This is a genomic window from Leclercia sp. W6 (assembly GCF_003336345.1).
GTDB lineage: Bacteria > Pseudomonadota > Gammaproteobacteria > Enterobacterales > Enterobacteriaceae > Enterobacter.
The window spans coordinates 1,529,699-1,544,817 of sequence record NZ_CP031104.1 but is presented as its reverse complement, the minus strand read 5'-3'; the positions used below and the strand labels follow the sequence as shown (position 1 = coordinate 1,544,817).

General features: G+C 56.9%; 13 protein-coding genes. 6 read left to right on the top strand and 7 right to left on the bottom strand.

Going from position 1 to position 15,119, the window contains the following annotated elements; genetic code table 11:
• Positions 1-46: 46 nt before the first annotated feature.
• From pntA to DVA43_RS07515, 3 genes are all read left to right on the top strand, one after another.
• Entirely contained in the window at positions 47-1,576 is a 1,530-nt protein-coding gene (pntA, locus tag DVA43_RS07525) for a Re/Si-specific NAD(P)(+) transhydrogenase subunit alpha (RefSeq protein WP_103179413.1), read from the top strand.
• Positions 1,577-1,586: 10 nt separating this feature from the next.
• The gene (gene pntB, locus DVA43_RS07520) at positions 1,587-2,975 is read left to right on the top strand and encodes a Re/Si-specific NAD(P)(+) transhydrogenase subunit beta (protein WP_114315149.1); all 1,389 of its coding nucleotides are present in this window, start codon (positions 1,587-1,589) and stop codon (positions 2,973-2,975) included.
• A 112-nt stretch (positions 2,976-3,087) separates the two neighbouring features.
• Positions 3,088-4,203 (top strand): mechanosensitive ion channel family protein, encoded by a 1,116-nt coding sequence (locus DVA43_RS07515; protein WP_114315148.1) that lies wholly within the window; start codon positions 3,088-3,090, stop codon positions 4,201-4,203.
• A gap of 35 nt (positions 4,204-4,238) precedes the next feature.
• Here the strand turns inward: DVA43_RS07515 and uspE are convergent, their stop codons facing one another.
• The 6 genes from uspE to DVA43_RS07485 all read right to left on the bottom strand — a co-directional run bounded on the left by uspE (position 4,239) and on the right by DVA43_RS07485 (position 11,110).
• Positions 4,239-5,189, bottom strand: a complete 951-nt coding sequence (gene uspE / locus DVA43_RS07510; RefSeq protein ID WP_114315147.1) for a universal stress protein UspE — start codon at positions 5,187-5,189, stop codon at positions 4,239-4,241.
• A 137-nt stretch (positions 5,190-5,326) separates the two neighbouring features.
• A complete protein-coding gene (fnr, locus tag DVA43_RS07505) occupies positions 5,327-6,079 on the bottom strand; it encodes a fumarate/nitrate reduction transcriptional regulator Fnr (RefSeq protein ID WP_032617879.1) in 753 nt (250 codons plus the stop codon).
• A 184-nt stretch (positions 6,080-6,263) separates the two neighbouring features.
• On the bottom strand, positions 6,264-6,779 hold the full coding sequence (ogt, locus tag DVA43_RS07500) for a methylated-DNA--[protein]-cysteine S-methyltransferase (protein WP_103824528.1): 516 nt from the start codon (positions 6,777-6,779) through the stop codon (positions 6,264-6,266).
• A gap of 12 nt (positions 6,780-6,791) precedes the next feature.
• Positions 6,792-8,318, bottom strand: a complete 1,527-nt coding sequence (abgT, locus tag DVA43_RS07495) for a p-aminobenzoyl-glutamate transporter (RefSeq protein ID WP_114315146.1) — start codon at positions 8,316-8,318, stop codon at positions 6,792-6,794.
• Positions 8,319-8,354: 36 nt separating this feature from the next.
• Positions 8,355-9,800 carry a M20 family metallopeptidase gene (locus tag DVA43_RS07490; RefSeq protein ID WP_114315145.1) on the bottom strand — a complete coding sequence of 482 codons (1,446 nt, stop codon included), beginning with the start codon at positions 9,798-9,800 and terminating at the stop codon, positions 8,355-8,357.
• Entirely contained in the window at positions 9,800-11,110 is a 1,311-nt protein-coding gene (locus DVA43_RS07485; protein ID WP_114315144.1) for a M20 family metallo-hydrolase, read from the bottom strand. The genes DVA43_RS07490 and DVA43_RS07485 overlap by 1 nt, the downstream gene beginning before the upstream one ends.
• A 175-nt stretch (positions 11,111-11,285) precedes the next feature.
• On the opposite strand from DVA43_RS07485, the gene DVA43_RS07480 reads away from it, so the two are divergent.
• From DVA43_RS07480 to DVA43_RS07470, 3 genes are all read left to right on the top strand, one after another.
• Positions 11,286-12,194, top strand: coding sequence for a LysR family transcriptional regulator (locus DVA43_RS07480; RefSeq protein WP_114315143.1), 909 nt, complete (start codon positions 11,286-11,288; stop codon positions 12,192-12,194).
• Positions 12,195-12,551: 357 nt separating this feature from the next.
• Positions 12,552-13,115 (top strand): DNA endonuclease SmrA, encoded by a 564-nt coding sequence (gene smrA / locus DVA43_RS07475; RefSeq protein ID WP_114315142.1) that lies wholly within the window; start codon positions 12,552-12,554, stop codon positions 13,113-13,115.
• A 3-nt stretch (positions 13,116-13,118) separates the two neighbouring features.
• A complete protein-coding gene (locus DVA43_RS07470; protein WP_114315141.1) occupies positions 13,119-14,063 on the top strand; it encodes a zinc-dependent alcohol dehydrogenase family protein in 945 nt (314 codons plus the stop codon).
• A gap of 3 nt (positions 14,064-14,066) precedes the next feature.
• On the opposite strand, the gene DVA43_RS07465 is transcribed toward DVA43_RS07470, so the two are convergent.
• Entirely contained in the window at positions 14,067-15,104 is a 1,038-nt protein-coding gene (locus DVA43_RS07465; protein ID WP_114315140.1) for an AI-2E family transporter, read from the bottom strand.
• Positions 15,105-15,119 lie beyond the last annotated feature (15 nt).

The window sequence follows — 15,119 nt, the reverse complement described above, 5'->3', positions numbered from 1 at the left end:
TGAATATTCGACAAACCATCATCAAAAACCGATGGAAGGGATTACTATGCGTATTGGGGTACCAAGAGAACGGTTTGCCAATGAAACCCGTGTAGCAGCGACACCAAAAACGGTGGAACAGCTCCTAAAACTGGGTTTTACCGTCGCGGTTGAAAGCGGCGCAGGCAAGCTGGCAAGTTTCGATGACGAGGCGTTTGTTCAGGCGGGCGCAGAGATTGTAGACGGCGCAAACGTCTGGCATTCGGATGTCATTCTGAAGGTCAATGCACCAGAAGAGGATGAAATCGCGCTGCTCAATCCGGGCACCACGCTGGTGAGCTTCGTCTGGCCAGCCCAGAACCCGGAACTGATGGAGAAGCTGGCGGCGCGCGGCGTCACCGTCATGGCGATGGACTCTGTGCCGCGTATCTCGCGTGCGCAGTCGCTGGATGCCCTGAGCTCTATGGCGAACATCGCCGGTTATCGCGCCATCGTCGAGGCGGCACATGAGTTTGGTCGCTTCTTTACCGGCCAGATCACCGCTGCGGGTAAAGTCCCACCCGCGAAAGTCATGGTGATTGGCGCAGGCGTTGCCGGTCTGGCCGCCATTGGTGCGGCGAACAGTCTCGGCGCGATCGTTCGTGCTTTTGATACCCGTCCGGAAGTAAAAGAACAGGTGCAGAGTATGGGCGCCGAGTTCCTGGAACTGGACTTCAAAGAAGAGGCGGGCAGCGGCGACGGCTACGCCAAAGTGATGTCCGAAGCCTTTATTAAAGCCGAGATGGCGCTGTTCGCCGCCCAGGCGAAAGAGGTGGACATCATTGTCACCACTGCGCTCATTCCGGGCAAACCGGCACCGAAACTGATCACCCGCGAAATGGTCGACTCCATGAAGGCCGGTAGCGTGATCGTCGATCTGGCCGCGCAAAACGGCGGTAACTGCGAATACACCGTTCCGGGTGTGGTCACCACCACCGCTAACGGCGTGAAGGTGATCGGCTATACCGATCTGCCGGGCCGCCTGCCAACCCAGTCCTCCCAGCTCTACGGCACCAACCTGGTGAACCTGCTGAAGCTGCTCTGCAAAGAGAAAGACGGCACGATCACCGTTGATTTCGAGGACGTCGTCGTGCGTGGCGTCACCGTGGTCCGCGAGGGTGAGATCACCTGGCCGGCACCGCCGATTCAGGTTTCCGCGCAGCCGCAGGCCGCCGCCAAGGCTGCCCCAGCCCCGAAAGAGCCTGAAAAACCCGCTTCGCCGTGGCGTAAGTACGCCTTGATGGCGCTGGCCATTATTCTCTTTGGCTGGCTGGCAGACGTGGCGCCGAAAGAGTTCCTCGGCCACTTCACCGTCTTTGCGCTCTCCTGCGTGGTGGGTTACTACGTGGTGTGGAACGTTTCCCATGCGCTGCATACGCCGCTGATGTCGGTTACCAACGCCATCTCCGGGATCATCGTGGTCGGAGCATTATTGCAGATTGGTCACGGCGGCTGGGTCAGTTTCCTGAGCTTTATCGCGGTACTGATCGCCAGTATCAATATTTTCGGTGGTTTCACCGTGACTCAGCGCATGCTGAAAATGTTTCGTAAGGGATAAGGGGTAACCTATGTCTGGAGGATTAGTTACCGCTGCATACATTGTTGCCGCGGTCCTGTTTATTTTCAGCCTCGCGGGGCTTTCAAAGCATGAAACGTCGCAGCAGGGCAATAACTTTGGTATCGCCGGGATGGCGATTGCGCTGATTGCCACGATTTTCGGACCGGACACCGGCAACGTCGCGTGGATCCTGGTGGCGATGATCATCGGTGGTGCGATTGGTATTCGTCTTGCCAAACGCGTTGAAATGACCGAGATGCCGGAACTGGTGGCGATCCTGCACAGTTTCGTCGGTCTGGCGGCGGTACTGGTTGGCTTTAACAGCTACCTCTATCACGAGCCGGGGATGGATCCGATTCTGGTCAATATTCACCTGACCGAAGTGTTCCTTGGCATCTTCATCGGGGCGGTGACCTTTACCGGTTCTATCGTGGCGTTCGGTAAGCTGCGCGGCAAAATCTCCTCTAAACCGCTGATGCTGCCAAACCGTCACAAGCTGAACCTCGCCGCGCTGGTGGTGTCGTTTCTGCTGATGGTAGTTTTCGTGCGCACCGACAGCGTGGGCTTGCAGGTACTGGCGCTGCTGGTGATGACTATCATCGCGCTGGCATTCGGCTGGCACCTGGTGGCCTCTATCGGGGGTGCCGATATGCCGGTGGTGGTTTCCATGCTGAACTCCTACTCCGGTTGGGCGGCGGCGGCGGCGGGCTTTATGCTGAGCAACGACCTGCTGATCGTCACCGGTGCGCTGGTGGGTTCCAGCGGTGCGATCCTCTCCTACATCATGTGTAAAGCGATGAACCGTTCGTTCATCAGCGTGATCGCCGGGGGCTTTGGTACCGACGGACAAACTTCCGGCGGTGACGAAGAGGTGGGTGAGCATCGTGAAATCAGCGCGGAAGAGACCGCTGACATGCTGAAAAACTCGCACACGGTTATCATCACCCCAGGCTACGGCATGGCGGTAGCGCAGGCGCAGTATCCGGTTGCGGAAATCACCGAACGTCTGCGTGCCCGCGGCATCAAGGTGCGCTTTGGTATTCACCCGGTTGCCGGGCGTCTGCCGGGCCACATGAACGTGCTGCTGGCAGAGGCGAAAGTGCCTTACGATATCGTGCTGGAGATGGATGAGATCAACGACGACTTCTCTGACACCGACACCGTGCTGGTTATCGGCGCCAACGACACCGTCAACCCGGCGGCACAGGACGATCCGAAGAGCCCGATCGCCGGTATGCCGGTTCTGGAAGTGTGGAAGGCGCAGAACGTTATCGTCTTTAAACGCTCCATGAACACCGGTTACGCAGGCGTCCAGAACCCGCTGTTCTTTAAAGAGAACACCCACATGCTGTTTGGCGATGCCAAGGCCAGCGTGGATGCGATCTTAAAAGCGCTGTAAGCCTCTCTTATCCACATTGATCAAACCGCCCAACAGGGCGGTTTTCTTATTTCTGCCGCCAATGTATTCCATCTGTCTATACTTTTAACTTTGTGTAAAGGGAGGAGAGATAATGCGGTTTTTGTCCCACTTCGATTTTCTGGCGCTCATGATGACCCCCACGTTCTGGATTGGCTTTGGTACCGTGGTGGTGGTGACGCTTCTGGTTTACTGGCTGTTGAAGCGCATCATCACCTTTGTACACAAGGGGATCACCAACTGGGGCGATAAGCATCCCACCACACGCCGGATGCAGCTGATCCTCACCGAGATGCTGAACAGAACCAGCCGGGTCATGCTCTTTGTGGTCGCTTTTCTTATCAGCCTGCGCTTCGTGGAACTTCCTGACCGCCTCTCCGGCACTCTCAGCCACGCCTGGTTCCTGGTGCTGGCGATTCAGGTGGCGCTGTGGATGGATCAGGGGGTAGTCTCCTGGCTACGACACGTGATGCTGGCGCCGGGAAGCCATAAAAATCCTGTGACGCTGGTGATCACCGGCCTGATCCTGCGGGCGATTGTCTGGTCAGTGATGCTGCTCTCTATTCTTGCCAATGCGGGCGTTAATATCACGGCGCTGGTTGCCAGCCTGGGGGTGGGGGGTATCGCCATTGCGCTGGCGGTGCAAACTATCCTGAGCGACGTCTTCGCTTCGCTATCGATAGGGTTCGATAAACCCTTTGAAATTGGCGATTTCGTGGTGTTTAACGACGTGGCCGGGACGGTGGAGCATATCGGTCTTAAAACGACGCGTATTCGCAGCCTGAGCGGGGAGCAGATTGTCTGCGGAAATGCGATCCTGCTTCAGCAAACGCTGCACAACTATAAGCGTATGCAGACGCGCCGTATCGTCTTTACCTTCGGCGTCGCCAGCGATACGCCGCCTGAGAAGCTGCGCATCATTGGCGATAACGTGAAAAAAATCATCACCGATATCGGCGAAACGCGTTTCGACCGTGCCCATCTGCTCGGTTTTGACAAAGACCGTCTCACCTTTGAGGTGGTGCATATCGTCAACACCGCGGATTACAACAAATACATGGATATCCAGCAGGAGATCAATATCCGTATCCTGGAGAGCCTGAATGAGGAGGGGGTAAAACTGGCCCTGCCGAGCATGGTGCTGCATGCGCCGTGGATGAAAGAGGGCGACAGCGCACAGCCTTCGACACAGCCCGCCACCGAGAGTTAGAAAAAAAGCCCGCCAATTGGCGGGCTTTTTTACATTTAGTCGTCTTCATCGTCGTCGAGTTCGACCGGGGTTTGGTACTGATCGGGCTTGATGACCAGGAGGTCACAGCGCAGATGGTCGATCACCTGTTCGGCGGTGTTGCCGAGGAAGGCGGCTGAAATACCGGTGCGGCCAATAGTGCCTAACACCACGATACCGGCCTGCAGATGCTCGGACAGGTCGGGGATCACCTCTTCAGGCAGCCCTTTTTCGACATGGGTCAGTTTTTCATCGATACCAAATTTTTGCCGCAGGGATTTCATCGCCAGCAGATGCTGGCCGCGGATGGCATCGTTATAAACGGTTGGGTCAAATTCCGGGAGTTCGATGGCAATGTTGATGGGCGTAACCGGATAGGCACCAACAAGGTGGACTTCGGTATGGTTGACCTTCTCGGCGAGATAGAGCGTCTCTTTGACCAGCTTCTCGTTGAGGGCGTTGTGGTAGTTCTCTTCGCTGGCAAGATTGACCGCCACCACCGCTTTACCGCCTTCCGGCCACGGCTGGTCTTTAACCATCCACACCGGGCACGGGCATTTACGCAGCAGGTGCCAGTCGGTCGGCGTGAAAATCACCGCTTCCAGCTTGTCGTGCTGGTGGGCCATTTTCAGGAGCAGATCGTGTTCGCCGCTCACCACTTCCTGGATGATGGCTTCAAACGGACGGTTATGCCACACCACCTTAATCTCAATGGGTACACCGGCATCAAGATAGAATTTTGCCTGTTCGCGGATCCAGGCCGTACGCTGGCTGATCACGCCCTGACGCATAGCGGTACGTTCGTCAGGCGACAGAAGGGTGGTCATTTCGTAAGAAAAGTCATATATCGGCAGAAACGCTTTGATTCTGCCACCAATCCGTTGATGTAAATAGACAGCTCGTCGTAACGCCGGTTGATCGTCCTGATTAGGATCGATGGCCACCAGCATGTTTTGATACTTTGCCATACAGGTCTCCTTACTACTGTCACCACAGTCTGTAAGTAAAAGAGTAACCTATATATATAAAATGAAACAGAGGGGAAGTTTTGCCAGATCAATAAATCAGTAAAATTACCGATCTGGCATACAGCAGTCAGATGAATTTATGCGACGTTACGCGAGTGGCCCGCCAGCACCGCCAGCGCTTCACCATTCTCAATGGTGATGTATTTACCTTTTACCGCCAGCATGCCGCTTTTCTGGAAACGACCCAGCAGACGGCTGATGGTTTCAACGGTCAGGCCCAGGTAGTTACCGATATCACCACGGGTCATGGTCAGACGGAACTCACGCGGTGAAAAACCACGTTCGGCGAAACGACGGGAGAGGTTATAGATAAACGCGGCCAGGCGTTCTTCTGCATTCTTTTTGGAAAGCAGCAGAATCATATCCTGATCGCCTTTGATCTCACCGCTCATCAGACGCATCATCTGCTGACGTAGGTTAGGCATTTTGCCTGACAGATCGTCCAGGGTTTCAAACGGGATTTCGCAAACCATTGAGGTTTCCAGCGCCTGGGCGAAGCTCGGATGGTTACCGGTGCCGATAGCGTCAAAGCCGACCAGGTCGCCCGCCAGGTGGAAGCCGGTGATCTGCTCGTCGCCCTGTTCGGTGATGGTATAGCTCTTGATGGTGCCAGAGCGGATAGCGTACAGCGACTTCAGTTCGTCTCCCGCTTTGAACAGCGTCTGCCCTTTCTGAATCGGCTTTTTACGCTCGATAATATTATCAAGCTGATCAAGCTCGTGCTCATTCAGGGTAAACGGGATACAGAGCTGGCTGATGCTGCAGTCCTGACAATGGATAGCACAACCGCCAGACTGAATGCGTCGAATAATTCGCTTTTCCGGGATCATAGGTATGCTCAAGCCTTAATTGATATTGGTCAATTTTAACATCTTTTTTGACCCTGCGTAAGCCTGGGGGAAACCATCAATAAGGACAAGGAGCGTGAATGTGTTAGCATCTTCTTGAAATTCCACAACTTGGTTGCGGATATTTCGACTAACTTAAGGAATATTAAGCACTAAAAGCCTGGAACTACAGCAGTAAATAGCCTTCATGACGCAGTAACCACTCTTTGCGCTGCACCCCGCCAGCATAGCCGGTGAGGGTGCCGTTACGTCCGATAACGCGATGGCAGGGCACCACAATACTGACCGGATTGGAGCCGTTTGCCGCCCCGACGGCACGCGCCGCGCCCGGGCGACCAAGCTGTGCGGCCAGCTGCCCATAATGCATCACCTGGCCGCAGGGAATGGAACGCAACGCCTGCCACACCTCACGCTGAAAAGGGGTGCCTGCGGTGGCGGTTGGCAGGGTGTCGATAATGCTGAGATCGCCCTCGAACCAGGCGGTGAGCTTTTCGCTCAGCCCGCCCGGATTACTGGCGCTAATACGCTCGTAGCCTTGCGCCCGGTAGTGGATATTCAGCAGCTCCACCATCCGGTTGCTGTGCTCCTCCCACTCAACGGCGCGCAGGTTGAATTGCTCATCGGCAATGACCCACAGCGGCCCGAGGGGCGTTGCAATTTTGTCTTCGAGTAATCTCAGCATCTGGCACATTCCTTAGTTCAGTCGCGGGTAGACCCCTGGCCCGATAGGCAGGCCGACAAGATACCACGCCACCAGCATCAGCAACCATACCCCTAAAAAGATAAGCGGATACGGCAGGACCAGCGAATAGTAGGTACCCAGTTTCGCCTCGGGCTTATAGCGCTGCAGGAAGCCTAAAAACAGCGGTACAAAGGGGGAGACCGGCGCCAGCGGGATCACCGATGAATCCGCCACGCGAAACAGGATCTGCGCAAACGCCGGATGGAACCCTAGCAGCATAAACATCGGCACGAAGATGGGGGCCAGAATCGACCAGATGGCCGAACCGCTGGCGATAAACATGCACAGCAGTGACGACAGCAGCGCCAGGCCCACAAACGCCGGCACGCCGCTCAGCCCGGCACTCTCCAGAATATCGGTCAGGCCCACCGCCATAAATTTGCCCATATTGCTCCAGTTAAACATGGCGACAAACTGCGCCAGCGGGAACACCATCACGATAAACCCGGCCATCTCCTTCATCGGCTCAATCATCAGCTGAGGCAGATCGCCCTGACGACGCACCTTGCCCGTGGCGATGCCGTAGGCCAGTGAGACGACAAAGAAGAAGAGAATGATCAGCGGCACAATACCTTTAATAAACGGCGAAGGCAGCACGGTATGCTTCACCGGATCGCGCAGGATGCCGCTTTCCGGCACCACCATCAGCGCGATGGCGGCGATAAACAGCAGCGACACCACCCCGGCCACCCGCAGCCCCCGGCGCTGCTCTGGCGTTAACGCTTCCAGCTTTTCATCGCTGCTGCCCTGCCATTTGCCGAGACGCGGCTCAACGATCTTATCGGTGATCAGCCCCCCGACAATCGTCAGCACAATCACCGAGCTGGCCATAAAGTACCAGTTGTCGATCACGCTGACGTGCATCGCAGCATCGATGGATTTTGCCGCTTCGGTGCTAATGCCCGAGAGCAGCACGTCGGTGGTGACGATCAGCAGATTGGCGGTAAAGCCACAGCCGACCCCGGCGATGGCTGCCAGCAGACCCGCCACCGGATGCCTTCCCACCGCAAGGAAGATCAGCGCTCCCATCGGGGGCATGATCACCAGCGCGGCATCCGATGAGATATGGCTGAAGAAAGCAATAAACAGCACCATATAGCTGGCGTAACGCGCGCTGACGTGGGAGGCCATCTTGACCATCAACGCAGGCAGCAGGCCGGAACGTTCAGCCAGACCCGCCCCCAGCACCAGCGCCAGGATGGCCCCCAGCGGTGCGAAGCCGCTGAAGTTTTTGACCACGTTCGGTAAAAACCAGTGCAGACCTTCAATGCTGAGCAGGTTCTTTACCGCCACCATGCTGCCGTCAGCCGGATTACGGGCGCTGACGTTAAAAGCTGACAAAACGGCGGTTGCGACCATCAAAATCACAATCAAATAGACAAATAGCAGGAAAGGATGGGGCACTTTATTGCCGATCCTTTCAACCCAACCATAGAGCTTGCCGGTAGGGGAATGCGAAGGTATGGATGACATACTCATGGGCGTTCCTCGGGAGTGTTGTGTTGTTGTGTTTTATTATTTTAAAGGTGACGGTGTCACGTTTTCTGGGATCGGGCAAACGTACGGTTTTTCAGTTATTTGTTGAGTAAACTCCTCGCGGCAGGCGGCCAGCAGCGCCGGATCCTGAAGAAGCGCCAGGGCGGTTGCGCCCATCACTTTACCCGCCAGCAGCATCCCTTTGTGGGCGATGGAGGTGCGGCCCTGGGCAACCAGCTGCCAGGTATGGAGCGGTGTGCCCACGGTAAAGCAGGGGCTGAAGCACTGGGCAACCGGCATTTTCCAGCTCACATCCCCCACGTCGGTGGAGCCCGCCAGCACGTTATCGGTGATGGCATAAGGAGCCACCTCGTCAATCAGCAGGGTCTGCTGATGGCGGCGGGCAAACGCTTTACCCGCTTCACCCCCGGTTGCGGCGATATTTTTCAGGCTGTTCTGCAGATCGTTGTCGCTCAGCGTGGCGCGGATCTCCGCCGCGAAGGCGCGCTCCTCGTCGCTCCACTCTGGCGTAGCGTAATGCTGAACGGCGCGGTACATGGCCGCCTCCAGCGTCCGGTTAGGCAGGTAGCTGGAACAGGCCTTTTCAAAGCGTCGCTCCACGGTGGTTTCGGTCATCAGCGCCGCGCCCTGGGCAATCTTTTCGATACGCTCATAGATCTGCTGCGCGTCGGCCATCTCCGGGGCGCGGATCAGATAGAGCACTTCCGCCTGCGCCTGCACCACGTTCGGGGAGATGCCGCCGGTATCGGTGATGGCGTAATGGACCCGGGCTTTTTCAATAATGTGTTCATTAAGGAAATTGGTGCCGGTAGTCATCAGGGTGACGGCATCCAGCGCGCTACGGCCAAGATGCGGGGAGTTGGCCGCATGGGCCGCGGTGCCGTGAAAACGCCATGCCACCTGGATGTTGGCCAGGGTGCTGACGTTAAACATGCCTGCGAACGCTTCGGGGTGCCAGGTAACGGCGGCATCCACATCGTCGAACAGCCCCTCGCGCACCATAAATGTTTTTCCCGATCCGCCTTCCTCGCCGGGGCAGCCGTAAAAGCGCACGGTACCGCTGCCGCCATGCTGCTCCAGCCAGCTTTTTACCGCCACCGCGGCCGCCAGCCCGGCGGTGCCGAGCAGGTTATGCCCGCAGCCGTGGCCGTTGGCCCCCGGGGTGTCGCTTTGCGGGGTGGCGCAGTGCGCCTGCTGGCTTAATCCTGCCAGGGCGTCATACTCACCGAGAATGGCAATAACCGGTTTCCCCTCGCCGTAGCTGGCAATAAAGGCGTTCGGTATGCCACCTGCCTCGCGGGACAGGGTAAAGCCCGTCTCTTCCAGGGCGCTGGCAAGCCGTTCGGCAGACCAGAACTCTTCGAAACGGGTTTCCGGGTGATCCCAGATCGCATCGGCAATGGCGGTAAACTGCTGCGCGCGGGTGTCGATGGCATCCTCAACAAAACGGTAAATTGACGACATTACACACCTCGCGTCCACGGAAAGTTAAGCGCGGTACGCGCCAGGGTTTCGATGGCAATCAACATCACCGTCTCATCGAAGTCGAATTTTTCGTTGTGATGTCCGGCGCTGAGGGTGGTGCCAAATACCATATAGGAGGCAAGCCCGCCGTTTTGCTGGACCCGGGCCATCATCAGGGTGGCATCTTCCGAGCCGGCAGGGGCTATCACCTTATCGATGGCCTGCTCAACGCCAGCCACCTGTTGCGCCTGCTCGCGTAAGTAGTTCACCCATGCCGGGGACGGCGTGCTGGAGGTGGCTGCACCCATCAGCCGCAACTCGCTGCTGACGCCATACATCGCCGCTGCACCGTCTATCACCGCTTTGGCGCGCGCAAAGACGTAGTTGTTAATCGCTTCGCTCTCGCCGCGGGTCTCTACTTTCAGCAGGGCGCTGGCGGGCACGACGTTACGGCCGCTGCCCGCCTGCATCACGCCGACGTTAACCCGCGACGCACCTTCGCTGTGCGGGGCGATGCTGTGCAGGCCAATCGCCGCCTGGGCAGCGGCCAGCAGGGCGTTGCGTCCCTCTTCAGGTTTGCCGCCCGCATGTGCCGCCACGCCGGTAAAGCGCACGTCGAATTTGGTGGTGGCCATAAAGTTATCGCTGCCGCAGATGACGGTGCCCGCAGGGACGCCAGTACCAATGTGGATGGCGGTGAAATAGTCCACGCCGTCGAGCGCGCCGGCTGCCACCATCGCCCGTGCGCCGCGGGTACCCTCTTCGGCAGGCTGGAAGATAAGTTTGATAGTGCCGTTGAGCTGCTCGCGGTACTGCATTAGCAGATGCGCCAGTCCAAGGCCAATGGTGGTATGCCCATCGTGGGCGCAGGCGTGCATCATGCCCCCGTTACAGGAGGCAAAACCTTCCCGGAAAGGTAGATGGTCGTTGTCGCGGGCTTCATCGAGATCCAGCGCGTCCATGTCCACGCGAAACGCCAGCGTCGGCCCGGGGCGGCCCGTTTGCAGCGTGGCGACAATACCGGTAAACCCGCCTTCGAAGGCGCCAAGCCATTTTTCAGGCGCGCCTTGCTGACGGGCGCGGGCAAAGGCTTCTGCCAGGATGGCATCGTCAGGCAGGCCCATCCGGCTGTCGGCATCGACCACATCCCGGCCCATCGCCAGGTCATAGCCCAGCTGATCCAGTATCTCTGCGACCTTTGCCGCGGTGCGGAACTCCACCCATCCGGATTCAGCAAAATGGTGAAAATCGCGTCGCCACGCGATGAGTTGGGGGGAGAGGGCCTTCAGGTCCTGCGCCAGTGTATGCATATCGTTTCCTGTCATCATTAGAATATGTGAACTGCTTCACACTGTGATAGTTTTTACTTATCACCAACCGTTTTTTCACAGATTTAACCGTTCGTGGCTTACCCTGGCACAATCAATTCCATTACAGTAGATGACAGTTTCTTTTCTCTGATAAACAACGGTTATCGGTGCCGACATGACATTTCAGGTTAAATTTCACCAGTTGCGGGCGTTTGTGGAAGTGGCAAAACAGGGAAGCATTCGGGGAGCCAGCCGGGTACTGAACCTGTCGCAACCGGCGCTGACCAAATCGATTAAAGAGCTGGAGGAGGGCATCGCGGCGCAGTTGTTCATCCGCCGCAGTAAAGGGGTGACCCTCACCGAGTGCGGAGAGAGTTTTTATCAGCATGCCAGTCTGATCCTCGAAGAGTTGCGCAGCGCCCAGGATGATATTCGTCAGCGACAGGGCCAGCAAGCGGGGCAGATTAATATTGGCATGGGCGCCAGTATTGCTCGTTTGCTAATGCCCGCGGTTATCACCCGCTTCCATCAGCAGCACCCCCAGGTCAAAGTGCGAATTATGGAGGGACAATTAGTTTCGATGATTAATGAATTACGTCAGGGCGAACTCGATTTCACCATAAATACCTATTATCAGGGGCCTTATGATCATGAATTTACGTTTGAAAAATTGTTTGAGAAACCGTTTGCGATATTTTGTCGCGAAGGTCATCCGGCGACTGGCGCTAAATCAATTAATGAGTTACTGAAATACAGCTGGACAATGCCAACACCCCGCGGCAGTTATTATAAGCAGCTGGAAGAGATGTTTTCTCATCGCGAACAGATCCCGCATATAGGCGTGGTATGTGAAACCTTTTCGTCAAGTATCAGCCTGGTGGCGCACAGTGATTTTCTTAGCATTTTGCCGCAGGAGTTAGGCTGCGACCCGCTGCTGGCGCAGCGTCTGGTCATGATCCCGGTTAAAGAACCTCTACCAAAAGCCACCTATTACCTCATTCAAAGAAGGGATTCACGACAAACGCCGTTGACTGCATCTTTAATCACACAATTCAGACGCCACGCCCGGCAGGTTATTTCTTAACCACATTAAGGTTAAAAAAATGGAGCCTGTCGACATCCAACAGACCCCACAGTACACACAGCATTGCTCCACATGCGACTCTGCTTATTGTTTCCATAGTGCAGATACCTTTGTATATATCATTTCCTGACAATAATACAGATAAGAAAGCGCCTGGTTTTTAAAAGTTTTACCTAAGTCATAAACTTTACCATTAATAAAAATAAACTTCAGGCAGGTTTAATTACCAATTAAAATAACTGTATTTATTATTATTTTCTTATCGGTTGTCTTTAGGCCGTGCAGACAGGGCAACGCCGCATTGAGCCAGGGTAAGGGGGGAGGTATAGTAGCCTGTCAGCTAAGCAGGAGGATGCCATGAACCCAGAAGATAAATCGCTTTTTCTCGATGCGATGGAGGATGTCCAGCCCCTCAAGCGCTGTGCTGAGGTCCACTGGCAGCCAGCGCGGACCACGCGCACCCGCCAGCCTGTGGATACTACCCAGCTTGATAACTTTCTGACCACCGGCTTTCTGGATGTGATCCCTCTGGCCGAGCAGCTGGCTTTCCATCGTGAAGGGGTACAACAGGGGGTTATCGACAAGCTGCGCTCGGGTAAATATCCGCGTCAGGCGAGCTTGACCTTGCTGCGCCAGCCCGTTGAGCAGTGCCGCCAGCAGCTTTACACCTTTATCCGTCAGGCGGAGCGTGACGGTCTGCGCAACCTGATTATCATTCATGGTAAAGGGCGCGACGACAATTCTCACGCCAACATCGTGCGCAGTTATCTGGCGCGCTGGTTAACGGAGTTTGAAGCGGTGCAGGCCTTTTGCGTCGCCCAGCCGCACCACGGCGGCAGCGGCGCCTGTTACGTCGCGCTGCGTAAATCAGGTGAAGCGAAGCAGGAAAACTTTGAGCGTCACGCCAAACGCAGCCGTTAGCGTATGGAAAACACCGCTTTATGCTATCGCCAGTTTGGTGAGCCTGAGACTGTTCTGCGGCGGGAAACGGCGATAAAAGCGCCGCTGCAGCCGGGATATCTTCGGGTGCAGATGCTGATGGCGCCGGTCAACGCGTCGGATCTGATCCCCATTACGGGCGCTTACCGCCATCGCATTACCCTGCCTGCCGTTGCCGGATACGAAGGCGTAGGGCGAGTGATTGCCGCGCCGGACAGCGCGGCGGCGCTTATCGGCAAGCGGGTTTTGCCCCTGCGCGGGGAAGGCACCTGGCAGCAGTATGTGGATTGCCCGGCGACGCTTGCGATCCCGGTTCCGGATACCATTCCTGACTCGCTGGCGGCGCGGGCGTTCATCAATCCGCTGGCGGCCTGGCTGATGCTCAGTCTCTATCCCCCACAGGGGAAACGGGTGCTGTTGACGGCCGCTGGTTCGGATTGCGCCATTTTGCTGGGGCAGTGGGCGCGGCGGCAGGGCGCAACCGAGGTTTATGGCATTCACCGCTCGGCGGTACACGCAGATCGGCTGCGGGCGATGGGGATTATCCCCGTTGCCCAGCACGAGCTAGACAGCGTGCGTGCCCTCGCTGCGGCCAGCGATATCGTCTATGACGCCACCGGCGGCGAGCTGGCGCTGGCAATCCTGGGGGCGATGGACAAAAGCGCCGCCTTTATCTGCTACGGTTTGCTCTCCGGTCAGCCCTTTGCATTACAGCGTCACTTTCCGTCGGTGCACTGGTTTCATATCCGCAACTATCTGGATGCGCTCGCACCTGAGGCGTGGCAGGCCACATTTCGCGATATCTGGTTATGGCTTGTCGCCAGCCATTACAGTGACACGACGCTACTGCCTTTTACCGACTGGCAGTCGGCGCTTGCCCATTACCGCCAGGCGGGACGAACCCGCAAGCCGGTGCTGGAGTTTGGCTAACCGTCACGTTTCCCGGCTCATATCGCTGAGCAGCAGGGCAATGCTTTTGCCGCCCTGAGTCTGCTCCAGCGCAATCTTCGCAATAATGGTCAGGGGCACCGACAGCAGCATGCCAACCGGACCCAACAGCCAGCCCCAGAAGATCAGCGACAAAAAGACCACCAGGGTGGAGAGACCCAGCCCGCGGCCCATCACGCGGGGCTCGAGGATATTGCCGAAGATCAGGTTCAACAGCAGATAGCCTGCCAGCAGCACCAGCGCAGCGTAAAAACCGCTGAAGACCAGCACCTGGGCAATAGGGGGAATGGCGGCCAGCACCGAACCGATGTTGGGTATATAGTTCAGCGCAAAGGCCAGCAGCGCCCAGACGAAGGCAAACCGTACTTCCAGCGCCGCCAACATCCCCCACACCACCAGCCCGGTCACCAGACTGATGGCGGTCTTCAGCACCAGATAGTGCGACACGCTGTCAAGGGCGCGCTGGATGGCAGCCATGCCTTCCACCGGCCGGGTCATCAGCGGCTGGAGTTTCGCTGGTAGCTGCGGCACCTCCAGCAGCATAAAGACCACGGTCAGCAGCAAAAGAAAAATGGAGGTCATGGCGCTGGAGAGCTGGGCCAGCAGGGCAGTTACCAGCGTCATGGCGGCATTGGGGTCAATATATTTCAGCAGCTCTTCCATCGACACTTCAATCCCGGCCCGCTGTAGCCAGGGTTCAAGATGCAGCAGCGGAACGGCCAGCGAGGTGCGATAGTGCGGCAGGGTGCGGGCCAGTTCATTCAGCGAGGTGCCAAGATAAGCCACCAGCAAAGCCATCAGCACCACGATAAGCAGGATCGGCAGGGTGATAGCCAGCACGCGTGGCAGACGAAGCCGCACCAGTCTTCGCACAACAGGCTGAAGCACCACGGCGATAAACAGCGCCAGGATAAAGGGCACGATAATATCCGCCGCGAAACGGATCCCGGTCAGTACAATCACCAGCATGCCAAGCATGATGACTATTTTTAATCCGTTGAGGGTAATAATGGGTTTCGCCATGCTGGCTCCTGATAA